At 61.9% G+C, this 13660-nt stretch carries 15 protein-coding genes; 7 read left to right on the top strand and 8 right to left on the bottom strand.

Annotated elements, in window-relative coordinates:
• Positions 1 to 73: 73 nt before the first annotated feature.
• The 4 genes from ACFPN5_RS09370 (at position 74) to ACFPN5_RS09385 (ending at position 3168) form a co-directional block, all read left to right on the top strand.
• The gene (locus ACFPN5_RS09370) at positions 74 to 337 is read left to right on the top strand and encodes a PAAR domain-containing protein (RefSeq protein WP_379782438.1); all 264 of its coding nucleotides are present in this window, start codon (positions 74 to 76) and stop codon (positions 335 to 337) included.
• A gap of 7 nt (positions 338 to 344) precedes the next feature.
• Positions 345 to 1751: a hypothetical protein gene (locus ACFPN5_RS09375; RefSeq protein ID WP_379782440.1), complete on the top strand. Its 1407-nt coding sequence runs from the start codon at positions 345 to 347 to the stop codon at positions 1749 to 1751.
• Between the two features lie 89 nt (positions 1752 to 1840).
• Positions 1841 to 2647 carry a formylglycine-generating enzyme family protein gene (locus ACFPN5_RS09380; RefSeq protein WP_379782442.1) on the top strand — a complete coding sequence of 269 codons (807 nt, stop codon included), beginning with the start codon at positions 1841 to 1843 and terminating at the stop codon, positions 2645 to 2647.
• A gap of 188 nt (positions 2648 to 2835) precedes the next feature.
• Positions 2836 to 3168, top strand: coding sequence for a hypothetical protein (locus tag ACFPN5_RS09385; RefSeq protein ID WP_379782444.1), 333 nt, complete (start codon positions 2836 to 2838; stop codon positions 3166 to 3168).
• Between the two features lie 15 nt (positions 3169 to 3183).
• Here ACFPN5_RS09385 and ACFPN5_RS09390 read toward each other — a convergent pair whose 3' ends face one another.
• A complete protein-coding gene (locus ACFPN5_RS09390) occupies positions 3184 to 4188 on the bottom strand; it encodes a diguanylate cyclase domain-containing protein (RefSeq protein WP_379782446.1) in 1005 nt (334 codons plus the stop codon).
• Between the two features lie 342 nt (positions 4189 to 4530).
• On the opposite strand from ACFPN5_RS09390, the gene ACFPN5_RS09395 reads away from it, so the two are divergent.
• Genes ACFPN5_RS09395 through ACFPN5_RS09405 form a run of 3 tightly spaced genes read left to right on the top strand, consistent with a single transcriptional unit; the run spans position 4531 to position 7172 of the window.
• Positions 4531 to 5541, top strand: a complete 1011-nt coding sequence (locus ACFPN5_RS09395) for a hypothetical protein (protein WP_379782448.1) — start codon at positions 4531 to 4533, stop codon at positions 5539 to 5541.
• A gap of 5 nt (positions 5542 to 5546) precedes the next feature.
• Positions 5547 to 6332: a hypothetical protein gene (locus ACFPN5_RS09400; RefSeq protein ID WP_379782450.1), complete on the top strand. Its 786-nt coding sequence runs from the start codon at positions 5547 to 5549 to the stop codon at positions 6330 to 6332.
• 36 nt (positions 6333 to 6368) lie between these two features.
• Entirely contained in the window at positions 6369 to 7172 is an 804-nt protein-coding gene (locus ACFPN5_RS09405; protein ID WP_379782452.1) for an SPFH domain-containing protein, read from the top strand.
• Positions 7173 to 7443: 271 nt separating this feature from the next.
• On the opposite strand, the gene ACFPN5_RS09410 is transcribed toward ACFPN5_RS09405, so the two are convergent.
• From ACFPN5_RS09410 to ACFPN5_RS09440, 7 genes are all read right to left on the bottom strand, one after another.
• Entirely contained in the window at positions 7444 to 7725 is a 282-nt protein-coding gene (locus tag ACFPN5_RS09410) for a sensor histidine kinase (RefSeq protein WP_379782454.1), read from the bottom strand.
• Complete coding sequence (locus ACFPN5_RS09415) at positions 7722 to 9470, bottom strand: triple tyrosine motif-containing protein (RefSeq protein ID WP_379782457.1); 1749 nt, start codon at positions 9468 to 9470, stop codon at positions 7722 to 7724. The genes ACFPN5_RS09410 and ACFPN5_RS09415 overlap by 4 nt, the downstream gene beginning before the upstream one ends.
• Positions 9471 to 9569: 99 nt before the next feature.
• Entirely contained in the window at positions 9570 to 10307 is a 738-nt protein-coding gene (locus ACFPN5_RS09420; protein WP_379782460.1) for a ligand-binding sensor domain-containing protein, read from the bottom strand.
• 172 nt (positions 10308 to 10479) lie between these two features.
• On the bottom strand, positions 10480 to 11115 hold the full coding sequence (locus ACFPN5_RS09425; protein ID WP_379782462.1) for a response regulator transcription factor: 636 nt from the start codon (positions 11113 to 11115) through the stop codon (positions 10480 to 10482).
• Positions 11116 to 11246: 131 nt separating this feature from the next.
• The gene (locus tag ACFPN5_RS09430; protein WP_379782465.1) at positions 11247 to 11747 is read right to left on the bottom strand and encodes a hypothetical protein; all 501 of its coding nucleotides are present in this window, start codon (positions 11745 to 11747) and stop codon (positions 11247 to 11249) included.
• Positions 11748 to 11754: 7 nt separating this feature from the next.
• Positions 11755 to 12699, bottom strand: a complete 945-nt coding sequence (locus ACFPN5_RS09435; RefSeq protein WP_379782467.1) for a helix-turn-helix domain-containing protein — start codon at positions 12697 to 12699, stop codon at positions 11755 to 11757.
• 186 nt (positions 12700 to 12885) lie between these two features.
• A complete protein-coding gene (locus ACFPN5_RS09440) occupies positions 12886 to 13656 on the bottom strand; it encodes an SDR family oxidoreductase (RefSeq protein WP_379782469.1) in 771 nt (256 codons plus the stop codon).
• Between the last annotated feature and the right edge of the window lie 4 nt (positions 13657 to 13660).

Raw genomic sequence — 13660 nt, forward strand, 5'->3', positions numbered from 1 at the left:
GAGGCACTATTAAATGGATATCTTCGACGCACTGGTTTATACGAATCGATAGTCTCTACAGGAGAATGCAGCTATGGCTGGTCCTTTGATCGTACTCGGTGACAAAACCTCCCACGGCGGCTCCGTCATCGAAGCTTCCCCCCACAGCGATACCGGCGGCAAGCCTATTGCCCGCATAGGCGACAAGACCGTCTGCCCGAAACACGGGCCCAATCCAATTGTCGAAGGCGACGCGACCCTGATCGTCGACGGCAAACCGGCCGCCCGCCACGGCGACAAGACCGCCTGCGGCGCCACCCTGATCGCCAGCCAGCAGGCTACGATCGACAACATCTGACCATCCGATGACTTCCACCACCCTAAGGCCGCGCCGTACAGTGCCCGGCTGGCTCAAGACCGGCCTGCTGGCCGCCCTCGTCTTCGCCCTCTGCTGGGGCGGCGCCATCGCCTGGTGGCAATCGGCTGGCAGCGAGCCCGGCGCAGGAGATTTAGCGCTGATGCTGCTGGCGCTGCCGTGCGGCCTGCTGCTGGTATTGAGGCTGGGCACAAAATTCGTCCTACCGCGCCCTGCCGTGCCTGCCGCTGCCACGCGGCCTGCTCCGGGAGCATCAACCCCGGCGGCGTCAGCGCCGTTATTGGCGATCCTGGCAACGGCGCTGCGCTCTCCGCATGGCGCATCCGCGGAAGAACTTGCTGCTGCGATCGCCGACGGCAAGGCGCGGGGCGACCTGGATCCGGAATTGGTCGACGACAAAGGGTTCCCTATCACGACTGCGCGCAGGGAAGATGCTGCGGATGAGGCATCTCAGGAAGAGATCCACGATTGGCTAGCCGCTAACAACATGGCGGATATACGCTTCAGCGACGCGCAATGGCGTGCACTGACGCTTGGGACGGCAGTCGTACGCGATCTCGCTGGCCACGCCGCATCGGAATTGCTCCCCATGGAAGGCTGGCCGTCGACGCTTCGCCTGATACCAATCTTGCCCGCGACATGGACTGTCGAGCAGCGGACTTCGGCCAGCGCCTGGTTCAAACACGTAATAGCGCAATTCGGCTGGCCGCCAGCCAGCGTCATGTGTGTCGATATCCTTGCCGCAATGGGTTCTGCCCCATCGTCGGTACTTAGCCAATTCGCTTTTCAGGCCTCGTCAGCCAGTTCGCACCTGACCGCGCTCATCATTGCCTGCGAATCGAATATCGACCAGGAGACGGCGGACCGCTGGGAAACCGACGGCGTGCTCTTCACTCCGGCGCGCTTGCAAGGCTTGATTCCGGGCGAGGGCGCCGCCGGACTGTTACTGACAGATTTGGGTTCGATAAAGTCGCAACCAGACGCTGTTTATGCGCAGCTTGATCCGTTTGTCGAGGTACGGCGCGACACATCGATCGACGAGAACAAGCGCACCGATATGACACCGCTCGCTGGCCTGGTGGAGCAGGCGTGCAAACAAGCTGCCATCGAGATATCGGCTGTAGGAATGATCGTCGCTGATACGGGGGAGCGAGCCAACCGGACACTGGAACTGATGGGACTGGCATCTTCAGCGCTGCCCCAACTCGAAAGTTCTTCCGATGTTGCATGTGTCGGTGCAAGTAGCGGCACGTGCGGCGCCGTACCCTACCTGACGGCGCTGGCGCTGGCTCATCATCATGCGCTCGAGCGCGCAGCGCCAGCGCTCTGCATGAGTAACGAAGATTCGCACCATCGCTGCGCAACACTGGTTCGTCCAGCATCTTTGCAATCGTGATGTCGCCTTTGTGCTGACAACTGCAGCACAGCCTTGTCAGTACACCTTCGCCTGCCTACGGCGGGTAACTCCTTTACGACGCCCGCATAATGCCAACTATAAAAATCCTCGTATCCGCGATCCTGATCAGCCTGCACACAGTCGCTTCGTGCTCAGAGGTGACCTCTCCTGCCGAGAAACCTGGTCCCAATGCCGATATCGATAAACGTGTTCAAGCCCTGCTCACCAAAGTGAAGCGTTCACTTCGTCCGCTGAAGGCCGGTACGTTCGAGATGGGAGATTGGGGCAACGAAGACGGAATTCCTTATGACTTCGATACACACTCGCGGCCCCTGCATAAAGTGACACTGGATGGCTTTTCGATGATGGCGTACAAAGTCACTTATGACGATTTCGACGTGTTTACCGATGCGACGGGTAACGAAAGAATCAGCATGGATGCTCAGGGCATCAAGCATCGAGCGCCAAATCGCCCTGCCGGTGTGAGCTGGCACGGAGCCAAAGCATATTGTGGCTGGCTAGCGAAGCTGGCGAAGCTCCCGTTCGACCTCCCAACCGAAGCTCAGTGGGAATATGCAGCACGATCAGGCGGCAAAAAGATGTTATTCGCCACGGATAACGGAAAAATCGAAAGAGGAAGGAATTTCCCTCACAAATGGAAATTCGGCGATCCCGAAACGATTGAAATCGGCGGCTACCCGCCAAACCCGGCTGGTCTGTATGGTATGTCCGAGGATACTAAGGAATGGGTAATTGACTGGTTCGACGCAAACTATTACAAAATTTCACCCAAACGTAATCCGACCGGTCCTGAGTCAGGTACAAAAAAGATAAAGCGCGGCAGTGTCGAAGGTTCTGCTGAAATCTCTGCCATGGTCTTCATGCGAACCGCTTGAGCTTCTCATTCGCCAGACCCGCGCCAGCGAATGCTGCGACCGCCCATGGTTTTGTGAAGGCTGACGGCAGCCGTTTCCGAATACGTCGTGCGACGCCGCCTACACCCTGTCAGCTAATGCTCCTATTGGAGACTCCAGTTAAAGGACTACCATCAACCCCACAGTCATCACGCATGAAGGAGGGTCATATGGCAGGGAACAAGGAAGTCGACGCAGGCGGGGGCAAGGCAGATGGCGTGAACAAGGGGCCTGATTCGCTGTCGGGCAGGTCGGATCCGGCCGATCCGGATACGGGCCAGACCCAGCAGACAGGGCAGGATGGCTCGCCGAACAGCGGCCATTACACCGGTAGCCAGGACGCGCAAACGGGGGCAGAGGCCGGCCGCGACGGCGGCATCGTCAGCGCACCGCCGGAGAGCAACGTCGGGCCGCCGGGAGCGCCGCAAAGCAGCCGCGGCAGTGCTGGCGAGGAACGCGCAAAGGACAGTCCGGACCAATCCGGCGGCGGCGACACCCGCTAAGCGGGCAGCTCGCCGCTATGTTGCGGGCAATGCGGCGGCGCCGTGGACCACCACCCGGTCTCGTCCGCCGCGCTTGGCGGCGTATAAAGCCTGGTCCGCCGCTTCGATCAGGGCCGGCGCATCCTGCAGTCCGCCCGGGCTGAAGCTGGCCACGCCGATACTCAGGGTCACGTACTCCCGGATCGCCGCCGGCGCGTGGGCCAGCGCCAGCGCGGCTACGTGCGCGCGGATCGCATTCGCGTGATGGCGCGCCTGCTCCGGCGAGGTATCCGGCAGGATGGCGGCAAACTCCTCGCCGCCGTAACGGGCCGCCACGTCGGCAGGGCGTTTCAGCATGCCGGATAGGGCCTGCGCCACCGTCGTCAGGCAACGATCGCCCTGCTGGTGGCCGAAGTGGTCGTTATAGGCTTTGAACGAATCAATATCCATCAACAGCAGCGCCAGCGCGCCGCCATGGCGCTGCGCGCGCCGCAATTCCCGCTCCAGCGCCACGTCGAAACCGCGCCGGTTGGCAATCCCGGTCAGTCCATCCACATACGAGCGCGCACGCAGGGATTCGGCGTGCTCGAGCAACTGGCGCTCGCGGCCTGCCGCGCCGCTGACGTCGCGGATTTCGATCATGCACAAACGCGCCTTGCCATCGGTGAAAGGCGTTATCGAGACCGCCTGGTCGATGCGCTCGCCGTCGAGACTGCCTGCCTCGCGCAGGGGAAAGGGAGCGCGGCTCTGCGACTGCGGGACATTCGTGCTGATGCCGTCGATGAGCGCGGCCAGCACCGCGCTGTCGACGCGCGAGCCGCGCAACTCCGGAAACACATCCAGCAGCAACTGCCCGCCCACCCGCGCCGCCGAGCGGCCCGAGCGCGTCACCATCCAGCGGTTCCACAGGACGATGCGGCCGTCGGCGTCGAGCACGATGATGCCGCAGTTGACGAGGTTGACCGCGTGGGAAGAGAAGGAGGCGGCAGGGTCGGGCGCGGTCGTGATCACGGGTAGTTCAATTAGAAAACTGTCGATCATACCTTCCTTTTCGATACCCACGGCGATTGGAGAACCCTCTTTATTTGCCTGCTTGTCTCTTCCCATTGACCAACTCTTATGACGCGGTTGTGGCCGCTGGAGTGGGGGCGCAATAATTGGCAGTCGAGCCACCGCTGCAGTGCGCGTACGCCTTCGTTAAGGCCAACCGCAACCTGCCCGCTGTGCTCGTCCGTGCGGTGACAATTCGATAGTCTTTTGTGAACCGGCAACAGCTACCATGCGAGCCTGTACAGCGCTGATCCGTTGCAACGCAACACCGCCGAATACACCTGCTGCACCGTCGCTTCAACCCATAAAAAAACCTGAAAGAGAAAGAACAACATGAACAACCGCCATTTCCTGCTGAGCGCTACTGCTGTCCTCGTCCTGTCCGCCTGCGGCGGCGGCGGGGGCGGTGGGGGTGGGAGCACCCCCCCACCGCCCCCGGTGTCGACGCATTCGCCGGTCACACCGGCGAATGCGACCCGGGTCGCCAGTAACGCGTATGCCGCCGCCTCCGCGATCGGTGACTCGTCGACCTCGCTCAATGGCTTCCTGACCGGCGTGAGCGTCGGCCGCGCCAACATCAGCGTGGTGTCGCCGGTACTCAAGCTGGTGAAACAGGCGTATGCGCGCGACGGCCAGCCCTTGCTGACCGGCGTCACCCTGACCGAAGCCTGCACCGGCGGCGGCACCATCACGATCGATGCCACCGTCCGCAGCCAGGACACGATCAGCAACGGCGATGCAGTCAAGATCACGGCCAACAACTGTGTCGAAGACGGCGACACCTTGAACGGCGTGCTCGGCACCACGTTTTCGAACATCACCGGGGATATGCTGAACTCGTGGACCTGGACCGCGACGATGGACGCCCGCTTCACCCAGTTCAGCATCCGCAGCGGCAGCGAAACGGTGAGCGTGAATGGCGACATGAAAATCGCGATGATCCAGACGAATGCCACCACCAGTTCGGTCACCGTTTCGGGAAGTTCCCTGCAGACGACGGAACAACGCAGCGGGATGAACCTGGCATCGCGTAACCTGAGCGATTATTCGATGACCGGCTCGACCCGTGGCAGCACCGTCACCAGCACCGCTTCGTTCACGATGTCGGGCAACACGAGCGCGCTCGGCCAGTTCTCGTATTCGGTCAGGAACTTGCAGCCTTTCGTCACGAACGGCACCGGTATGCCGAGCGCCGGCGCGCTGATCGTCGAAGGTGCATCGTCGTCGGTCACGCTGACCGTGGCTTCGGCGACCGGCGTCCGCCTCGACTTGAGCGCCAAGGGCGACGGCGTGATCACGCAAACGACGAACCTGGCCTGGGCCGAGTTCCTGATGTCGATCTGATCGCCATGGCATCCTTCCTGCGCGCCACGATCGGCATACTGCTGCCCTTGTTGACGATCGACTGCGCCAGCGCGCAATGGCTGGGCGAGGCCGGCGTGGGCGCGCGCCGCGTCAGCCACCGCGAATACGACAACAGTGGCCGCCTGCTGGTGCGGGAAACGGGCTGGCTGCCCGGGGTGGTGCTGAAAGCCTCGCGCACGGCCGGCAGTATCACCGGGTTCGGCGCGCTGGACGGATACCGGCGCGACATCGGCTATGTGGGACGCACCCAGGCCGGGGTCGGCGCCGATTCGACGACGGCGACCACACTGGCGTCGCTGCGCCTGGGCGCGAGCTATGACCTTGGCCGCGGTACTGCCCTGACTGCGGCCCTCGAGACCGACCGCTGGAAGCGCACCATCCGCGGCACCAGGACAGCCGCCGGGCTGCAGGAGCGCTACCGGTCCGAGCGCCTGATCGTCGGCGCCGGCCGCACCTGGCATCCGGCCCTGGGCGTGCTCGGGGCCGATGCCGCCCTTGTCCTGTCCACACCGGAACGCATGCGTGTCGGTTTTTCCGGGCTGCTCGATCCGGCCTCGCTGGAAACACAACGCGGGCGCGGTGCGCGCATCGGCGCACGTTTCGTCCCCGTTGCCGCCCCGGCGCTGGCATTCCACGGCACGCTGGACTCGATCCGCGTGGCCCGCAGCGAGGATGTGCCGGTCACGCGCAACGGCCAGTTTACCGGCACCATCGCGCAGCCGAAACACACGAGAACGGCACTGACACTGACTGTGTCCGCGCTGTTCTGACACCATAAAAAAAATCCACGTCCCTGAAAGAGATTCATGAAAAAGATTGTCCTCGCCACCGCCGCCGCCATTGCTGTCGGTGCACTGGCAACCGGTTGCACCGTCGTCGATACCGGTGAAGTCGGCCTGCGCGTAAACTTCGACAAGACCATCGAAGCGGAAGAACGGGTCGCCGGCAGTTTTAATCAGACCATCATCGGCAAGATCCTGACCTTCCCGGTCAAGGACGTGAGTGTCGATGTCCAGAACCTGACGCCGCTCGCCGCCGATAACTCGACGATGAAGGAATTCGACATCAGCGTCATTTACAACATCACGCCGGCGTCGGTATCGGACCTGTATATCAACAAGAGCCGCTCCTTCCACACTGTCGACAAGTCCGACGACATCTACCTGATGCACGCCTACATCTACCAGACCGCGCGCAATGCAGTGTATAAAACGGCGCGCAAGTACGAAGCGCTGAACATGAACGACAACCGCGCCCAGATCGAGCAGGAAATCCAGGAAATCATGGTTGCGACGCTGAATGACGAAAAGCTGAACGGCATCGTGATTTCGCAGGTGCGCGTCGGCAGCATGGTGCCGAGCGACGCCGTCAAGGCCAGTGCCGACAACCTGGTGCGCGCCAAGAACGAAGAAAAAACCAAGGAAGTGGAAGTGCAGATCGCAAAGAAGGAAGCCGAGCGGATTGCAGCGCTGAATGCGAATGCCGGCGCGATCAGCTATATGCAGGCACAGGCGCAGATGAAGATTGCCGAGGGGATTGCCGAAGGCAAGGTACAGACGGTCGTGATTCCGTATGATTTCAAAGGCATGGTGAATGTGGGCGTGAAATAAGGCCGAAGCCGACTTATAAAAAAAGCCCGCGCAAAGTGCCCGGGCTTTTTTACGTCCAACGATTGCGGACGACCTTAAGTGACAAATGTTGGGGAAAATTTTCCCTGTTCCGCTGACGCTACGGATAATTTCAAGGCCCTGGACCGTCGCCCACCCCGCGGCGCTGGCGGTGTTGGGCGTGGCGCGGTAGGCGAGACCGATGAGAGACTTACGCCGTTTCTGCGACTAACTCGTTCCGCAGATAGTTAAACGAGCTCGCCGATTTGTCCGGTCATGCATGCAGCATGCCATTCCAGCCCATTGGTTCGGCGGTTTCGTGCACCGATGCGTACGCTTTTTCGGAAGCCATGTGCAACTGCCATGTGCATCCGCCGTTCGCTTGCGCCACCAGTTCAAGCGACGCACCGATTGCTGCGGCCCGTTCGACCATGCCCTGGATTCCCCAATGTCCGGGCCGGCCAGATCGGTGTTGTTCCCCGATCCCGCGGCCGTCATCGCTGATGCGCATCTTAAACAGCGCGGTTCCATAGTCCAACTCGACCTTCATATTCATCGCTTGCGCGTGGGCGAAGGCGTTATGGACAGCCTCCCGGCCAATCCCCAGCACCTCTTCAAACACAGACGCTCGCAACAAGCGCGCGCTGCCATGACACGCCAACATGAAGCACGGACCGTACTGCTCGGACAACTGGTGTCCGTGCAATTCAGCGCTGTGACCAAGTCGCCGGCATCAACGCCCTCGCGCAGTCCGCCGACCTTGTTGCGCCCCTCCACCAGAACATCGACCGCCAGCGTGAGCGCCTGATCCATTAACAATTTTGTGGACGGGTCAGCGGTCCGATTCGCGACGCGCTTGAACGACAGTATCAAGCCTTGCACGGACTGCAACAGGGTGTCGTGCAGATCGCGCGCGATGCGCTCCCGTTCGGCCATACGCGCTTCGAGCGCGAAGGTGTGACGCTTTAGTGCGGCACGCACGCGTACGCGGTACAGCAGCCACGCCGCCACTCCGACAGCGGCGGCGCACAAGAGCTTGAACCAGAGCGTTTGTGTGGGCGGCGGTATCACGAAGTCGATACGCGCGCCTTTCTGGTTCCATAGCCCATCTTCGTTGGCGGCAGTGACCCGGAAGGTATAGTTGCCGGGGGCAAGCTGGGTATAAAAGGCCGCGCGCCGCGTGTCGGCGTTCTGCCATTGCTGATCGATGCCCTCCAGCTGGTAGCGGAAGCGCACCTGCTGCGGTAGTGCCATGCTCAAGGCCGTATAGTCGATCCGCACCGTCTCGGGTCTCGGCGCAAGCGTCAAGCCCGAAACGGGCCGATGCTGCTTGCCATCCGCGTTCACCGTTGTCACGTGCACCGGTGGCTCCAGCCGGTTGGTAGCGAGGCGGGCTGGATCGAAACGGAATACATTGCCCGACGTTGAGAGGAACAACTCGCCGCTGGCGCTCTGCACCATCGAAGGAATCGGCATCATGCCCGCAGCGCCGCTCTGCAAGCCATCGTTTTCGTCGAACCGGCGGAAACGCGGCTGATACCCGGGTTTGGCGCGGCTGCGCGCCAGTTCGGCCGCAGTCACCCAGACCAGCCCGCGTGCGGTGTAGGCCCACAAATCACCATTGGTGGCAATCCCGATGCCTGTCGCGCCTGAAAACTGCTGGCCACCCTCGCCGAGGAAGGGCAGGATCCGCTCGCCGTCGAAATACGCCATGCCCCCCTCGCCACCAAGGTAAGCGCCCTTGCCGACCGGCGAAACATGCAATACGCCACCGATCGTCAGGCCATCGCTGGCGTCGAAATGACGCACTATCCCATCACGCAAGACTGCCAACTTTTTCAGGGGAGAAGCGAACCAGAGTGTGCCGTCCGGACCGGCGACGATGGAAATGGCCGCAAAATCGCGCAGCTGCGCGACACTGCCATGCGGCGTCCAGATACCGTCCTGTAATCGCCAGATACCCGACGGCCCAAACGAGGCCCACAATCCCCCGCTGTCGTCCTTTGCCAGCGAAAAGATGCGGGGCCCACGCTTCGAGGCGAATGGCGCAGGCATGGGAACCCTGCTCGACACGAGTCCCTGGACCCGCCACAGCCCGTCGTAATCGGCGCGCCATACCTCACCCTGCGTGGACCGATACACCACGGTGGTCATCGTACCCAATGTCGATGCGGGCGAGAAGGCTTGGGGAGGTGCATCGGCATGGTTCAGGTACATATGGTCGATCCACAGCTCGCCGGCGGCGCTGGCGGCCAGCGGTCGGGCTTCGCCAACAAAGGAAGGCAGGGACAGCGCACGCATGCGGCTTGGCCTGAACTGGTCAAGACCGGTAGCCGTAGAAACCCATATATTGTTTTCGCGATCTTCAAACACGGCGATGGGGGAACGCCCGCTGAGCCCCTAACGGTTACTGAACGCTTCCAGGACGGCCTGCTTTCCTTCGCGCTGCTCGCGCATCAAGCTGTTAAGTTGGGGAAACCAGATATTTCCCTTGCGGTCGAAGAGATACTCATTCAACGCTATGCTGTCGACCATCGTGGTGGTACAGAGCACCCAGAGTCCGCCGCGGAGGTCCCGCAGCATGTGCCGGATACTGCTTCCTTTGGGAAGCCCCGCGCGTTCGCCTATCTCGTGCCAGCGACGGCTGCGGGCGTCGAGCTGGAAGATCCCTTTGCCGTTACCGAGCAAGATTCGACCAGCGCTATCGCCCGCGACTGCCCCGATGACCATGGGAGGCAAGCCCTGCTTACCGCCGAACTCTTCCACCACGTCGCCACGCACGAGGAGCAAGCCACCGAAGCGTGGGCTGACCCACAGGGTGCCGTCGTCGAGCACGCCAAGCTTGTCCACGGCGCCCTGCATCGCGGCGCTCCCCGGCTGGCGGTACTGGGTGAATTTCACGCCATCGAACCTGAAGAGGCCAACCGAGCTGGCCAGCCACAGCCATCCGTCAGGCGTCTGTGCGATGCCGCGAATACTCGGCGGCACGCCGTCCTTGACCAGCCAGCGAGTATGCACGTGCGGAATGAGCGGACGCGCGTCCTCACTGCCTGGAGACTGTGCGGCAACGAGCTTGCCCGGCTGGCACGTCATGGCTGCAGCAAGTATAAAAATGCCAAACAGTCGGCGCTTTCGCACGAGAGATCCCTGAGTTAGCCAATTGTCATCTGATTTTAGTTAATCAAGGGTCTACTTATCAAGCACAACAGAAAAGGGGCTGCGTGCTGACGGCTCCGGCGCAGTGCTGCCGCTGCAGCGAACGGTGCCGCGCGTTCATCCGGCGCGGGAGCTGGTGGATATGGTGGCCGCGTTACCGCAAGCGTCGACGTAGTTCGATGATGCCGCGTTCCAGCGCCATGACCACGGCATGGGTCCTGTCTCTGGCGCCGAGTTTCGCAAGCACACTCTTCATGTGCATCTTGACGGTCTCTTCGGAAATGGAGAGCTGCTCGCCGATCAGCCGGTTGGTCTTGCCCGTCGACGCCAGCTCGAGCACCTGTGCTTCACGCTCGGTCACGGCACTTGCTTGCAAGTTGCTGCTGATCGAGACCGCTACCGAAGAGGCGACATGGATCTTTCCTGCATGAACAGCCCTGATTGCGTCGACCAGTTCGTCGCCGACGCCACTCTTGAGCATGTAGCCCGATGCGCCGGCTTTCAGTGCCCGTCTCGCATGGATGTCGCCTTCAAACGTGGTCAGCATAATCACGCGCACGAGCGGGTAATCACGCCGCAGGATCGCGGTAGCCTCGATCCCGTCCAGTTCCGGCATCTGCATGTCCATGATGACGATGTCGACAGGAGTACTGCGGCAAAGGTCGACTGCCTGGCGACCGGTCGATACCGCGCCCACGACCAGCATGTCCGGCGCGTCAGAAACGATGCCTGCCACTCCATGGCGAAACAAGGGATGATCGTCTACGATCAGGACGGAGATGGGTATCATAAATTCCAGCGAAGCCTGCCATTCGGCGCAAGATTGACACTCTGATAGGCTACTCGTTCGGCACGGGACCTAGTCTTGTACGGATTGCAACAGCGTATCATGAAGCGCGTTGGCATTCCTGTCGCGCCTGGTTAGCGCGAACCTCCAACACCCATATTCGGCTGTGTCGGTACGTGAGCGGATTTCGGGTGCAGACCATGCAGGTTCAAGGCATACCCGTCCAGTTGCGCGTGGCTAAGCGGGCCGCCACCTTTGTCGATCGAGACGCAACGAGCGACATAACCGCGCGCGAGCGGACAGACTCCCAGCGCCATGCGCACGATACGCGGCAACGACAGCAGGTTTTTCGCCTGGTCCGACACGCCGAAGCTGCCTCGAATCGCGGCGCCATCCGTGAACAGGATCGAGAAGTCGCAGCTGTCCGACAAGCGCCTTGCCTGCTTCCACGCTACCAGCGCCCGATCGGCATCTGTGAATTCCGACACGATGGCAGTCATGCCGCAGCGCGGCAAACAAAGGCGTATCCTGACAATCCCGATTTTCTCGTCCGGGTCGGAGGCAGGCTCGACAGCCATACGTCCGCTGTTCACCGCGTGGCTCGAAGACTGGAAGTGGTTCGATGTCGTTTTCATCTGCCTCTCATGTGCTGGCATGTTGTTGCAGTAGCGGGACACTGGCCGGCGGTAAATTTTGCATCAAGGCGAACCGGTTGCGATACTCGCTCGGCGAGACCCCTGCCACTTCCCGGAACACTTGCGAGAAATGACTGGGACTCCGAAATCCCACCGCCATGGCAATGTCGATGATGGATTGATTTTCGCTGGACAACATGCGCTTGGCCTGTTCGATGCGCAGATGCTGGAAGTAACGGGATGGCGCCACGCCACTCGCTTTCTTGAAAGAGCGGCTGAAGTGGAAGGTACTCAATCCGGCGAGCCCGGCCAGGTGTTCCAGGTCGAACGGCTCCGTCAGCCGTTCGCGCATCGCCCGCGAGACAAGGCGAAACTTGTAGGGCGCCAATCCATGGTAATGGCTCCCGGGCTCGCGCGGCGCGCTCGCGGGACAGGACACCAGTTGCGCGACCACGGCTTGTGCGACACCGTCGACAAAAGGCGTGGAAAGCGACGTGCTCTGGCTGCGTGCCGAACGGAGTAACTCGAGAAGCGCGCGCAAGGTAGGGTCTGCGCTGCCCGTGATGGCATGCCCCGGCAATGCTGCCGCCGCGTCGCCATGATTGTTGGCGCAGCGGCTCAGTACATTCCTGCTGATGTCTACGCGAATGCCTTCAAAATCCGATCCACACTGGTGAGCGCGCCGCAACTGGACCAATTCCGACGTGGATAGATAAAAATCGCCATCGCGTAGCAGCAGCGGTCCCCAACTGCCACGCTGTGATCGCCATTCAAGGTTGACGGCGCCGCGCGCAATCCAGACGAGTGACAGCCCTTGCCCGACATGGACTTCAGCACCTGCCATGAGACGACAGGAGTCGAGAACGTCGACGATACCGCCATTGTCTGCAAGCGCTGCCGGGACCGGGGAGTCGTGCTGCAGCGATGCATCTTGGGACGAGATGACGCTCATGATTATCAATCTGTCAGAATAGCAATAATGCTATTTTGCTGGCGGGCCGTGCTGGAGTCGACCTCGTCAGGGTGTAGAGCCGATACCTCTTTCGAGGTATTTCTAAACGACCTGCGCCGCCCGCTCCGGTGGTTTCTACTTCCGAAAACCGGTTTTTCCGAGCCCTGCCTGGCCGGCAACCGAAATCTAGATCACTGACAGCAGGCCGCCATCAACCACCAGCGCAATACCGGTCACATAGCTCGACATGTCCGAGCCGAGCCACACCACGGCGTCACCGATCTCGGACGGCTTTCCCAGGCGGCGCAGCGGCGTGCGCTGGCGGAAGCCTTCGGCCGCCTCCGCGATACCCGCGCTGGTGCGCAGCAGGTGGGTGTCGATGGTGCCCGGGGCGACCGCATTGACGCGGATGCCGTCCGGTCCCAGCGCATCGGCCAGCGCCTTGGCCATCAGCACGACGCCGCCCTTGCTGGTCGAGTAGGCGACCGTCATCCCGGCGCCGACCAAGCCGCCCATGCTGGCCATCAGGACGATGCTGCCTTCCTTGCCGTTTGCCTTCATCTGGCGCGCCGCGGCCTGGGCCGAGAACAGGGTGCCGTCCAGGTTGACGGCCATCAGGCGGCGGTAGCTCTCTTCGCTGACGTCCGCGCCGTCGTCGCGCGCCGTGATGCCGGCATTCGCGACCATCACGTCGACGCCGCCGAAGGGCGCGGCCGCTTCGATCAACGCATCCACATCGGCCTTCTTGCTGACGTCCGCTTTCACGAAGCGGGTGGCGACGCCCAACGCCTCGACTTCACGGGTGGTGGGGGTGCCGCCTTCGCGCGGAATCTCGGCGATGTCCGAGACCAGCACGGCGCGCGCCCCATGCCGGGCGGCGGAGATGGCGATGGCGCGGCCGATGCCGCTGGCGGCGCCGGTGACGATAACGACTTTGTCTTTCAGCAGAGTGCTCATGATG

The organism is Massilia niabensis, assembly GCF_042655085.1.
Taxonomy (GTDB): Bacteria; Pseudomonadota; Gammaproteobacteria; order Burkholderiales; family Burkholderiaceae_D; genus Telluria; species Telluria niabensis.

Coding starts and splice junctions, on each gene's coding strand:
- ACFPN5_RS09370 (WP_379782438.1), top strand. CDS start 74: ATGGCTGGTCCTTTGATCGTACTCGGTGACAAAACCTCCCACGGCGGC.
- ACFPN5_RS09375 (WP_379782440.1), top strand. CDS start 345: ATGACTTCCACCACCCTAAGGCCGCGCCGTACAGTGCCCGGCTGGCTC.
- ACFPN5_RS09380 (WP_379782442.1), top strand. CDS start 1,841: ATGCCAACTATAAAAATCCTCGTATCCGCGATCCTGATCAGCCTGCAC.
- ACFPN5_RS09385 (WP_379782444.1), top strand. CDS start 2,836: ATGGCAGGGAACAAGGAAGTCGACGCAGGCGGGGGCAAGGCAGATGGC.
- ACFPN5_RS09390 (WP_379782446.1), bottom strand. CDS start 4,188: ATGATCGACAGTTTTCTAATTGAACTACCCGTGATCACGACCGCGCCC.
- ACFPN5_RS09395 (WP_379782448.1), top strand. CDS start 4,531: ATGAACAACCGCCATTTCCTGCTGAGCGCTACTGCTGTCCTCGTCCTG.
- ACFPN5_RS09400 (WP_379782450.1), top strand. CDS start 5,547: ATGGCATCCTTCCTGCGCGCCACGATCGGCATACTGCTGCCCTTGTTG.
- ACFPN5_RS09405 (WP_379782452.1), top strand. CDS start 6,369: ATGAAAAAGATTGTCCTCGCCACCGCCGCCGCCATTGCTGTCGGTGCA.
- ACFPN5_RS09410 (WP_379782454.1), bottom strand. CDS start 7,725: ATGAATATGAAGGTCGAGTTGGACTATGGAACCGCGCTGTTTAAGATG.
- ACFPN5_RS09415 (WP_379782457.1), bottom strand. CDS start 9,470: ATGCGTGCGCTGTCCCTGCCTTCCTTTGTTGGCGAAGCCCGACCGCTG.
- ACFPN5_RS09425 (WP_379782462.1), bottom strand. CDS start 11,115: ATGATACCCATCTCCGTCCTGATCGTAGACGATCATCCCTTGTTTCGC.
- ACFPN5_RS09430 (WP_379782465.1), bottom strand. CDS start 11,747: ATGAAAACGACATCGAACCACTTCCAGTCTTCGAGCCACGCGGTGAAC.
- ACFPN5_RS09435 (WP_379782467.1), bottom strand. CDS start 12,699: ATGAGCGTCATCTCGTCCCAAGATGCATCGCTGCAGCACGACTCCCCG.
- ACFPN5_RS09440 (WP_379782469.1), bottom strand. CDS start 13,656: ATGAGCACTCTGCTGAAAGACAAAGTCGTTATCGTCACCGGCGCCGCC.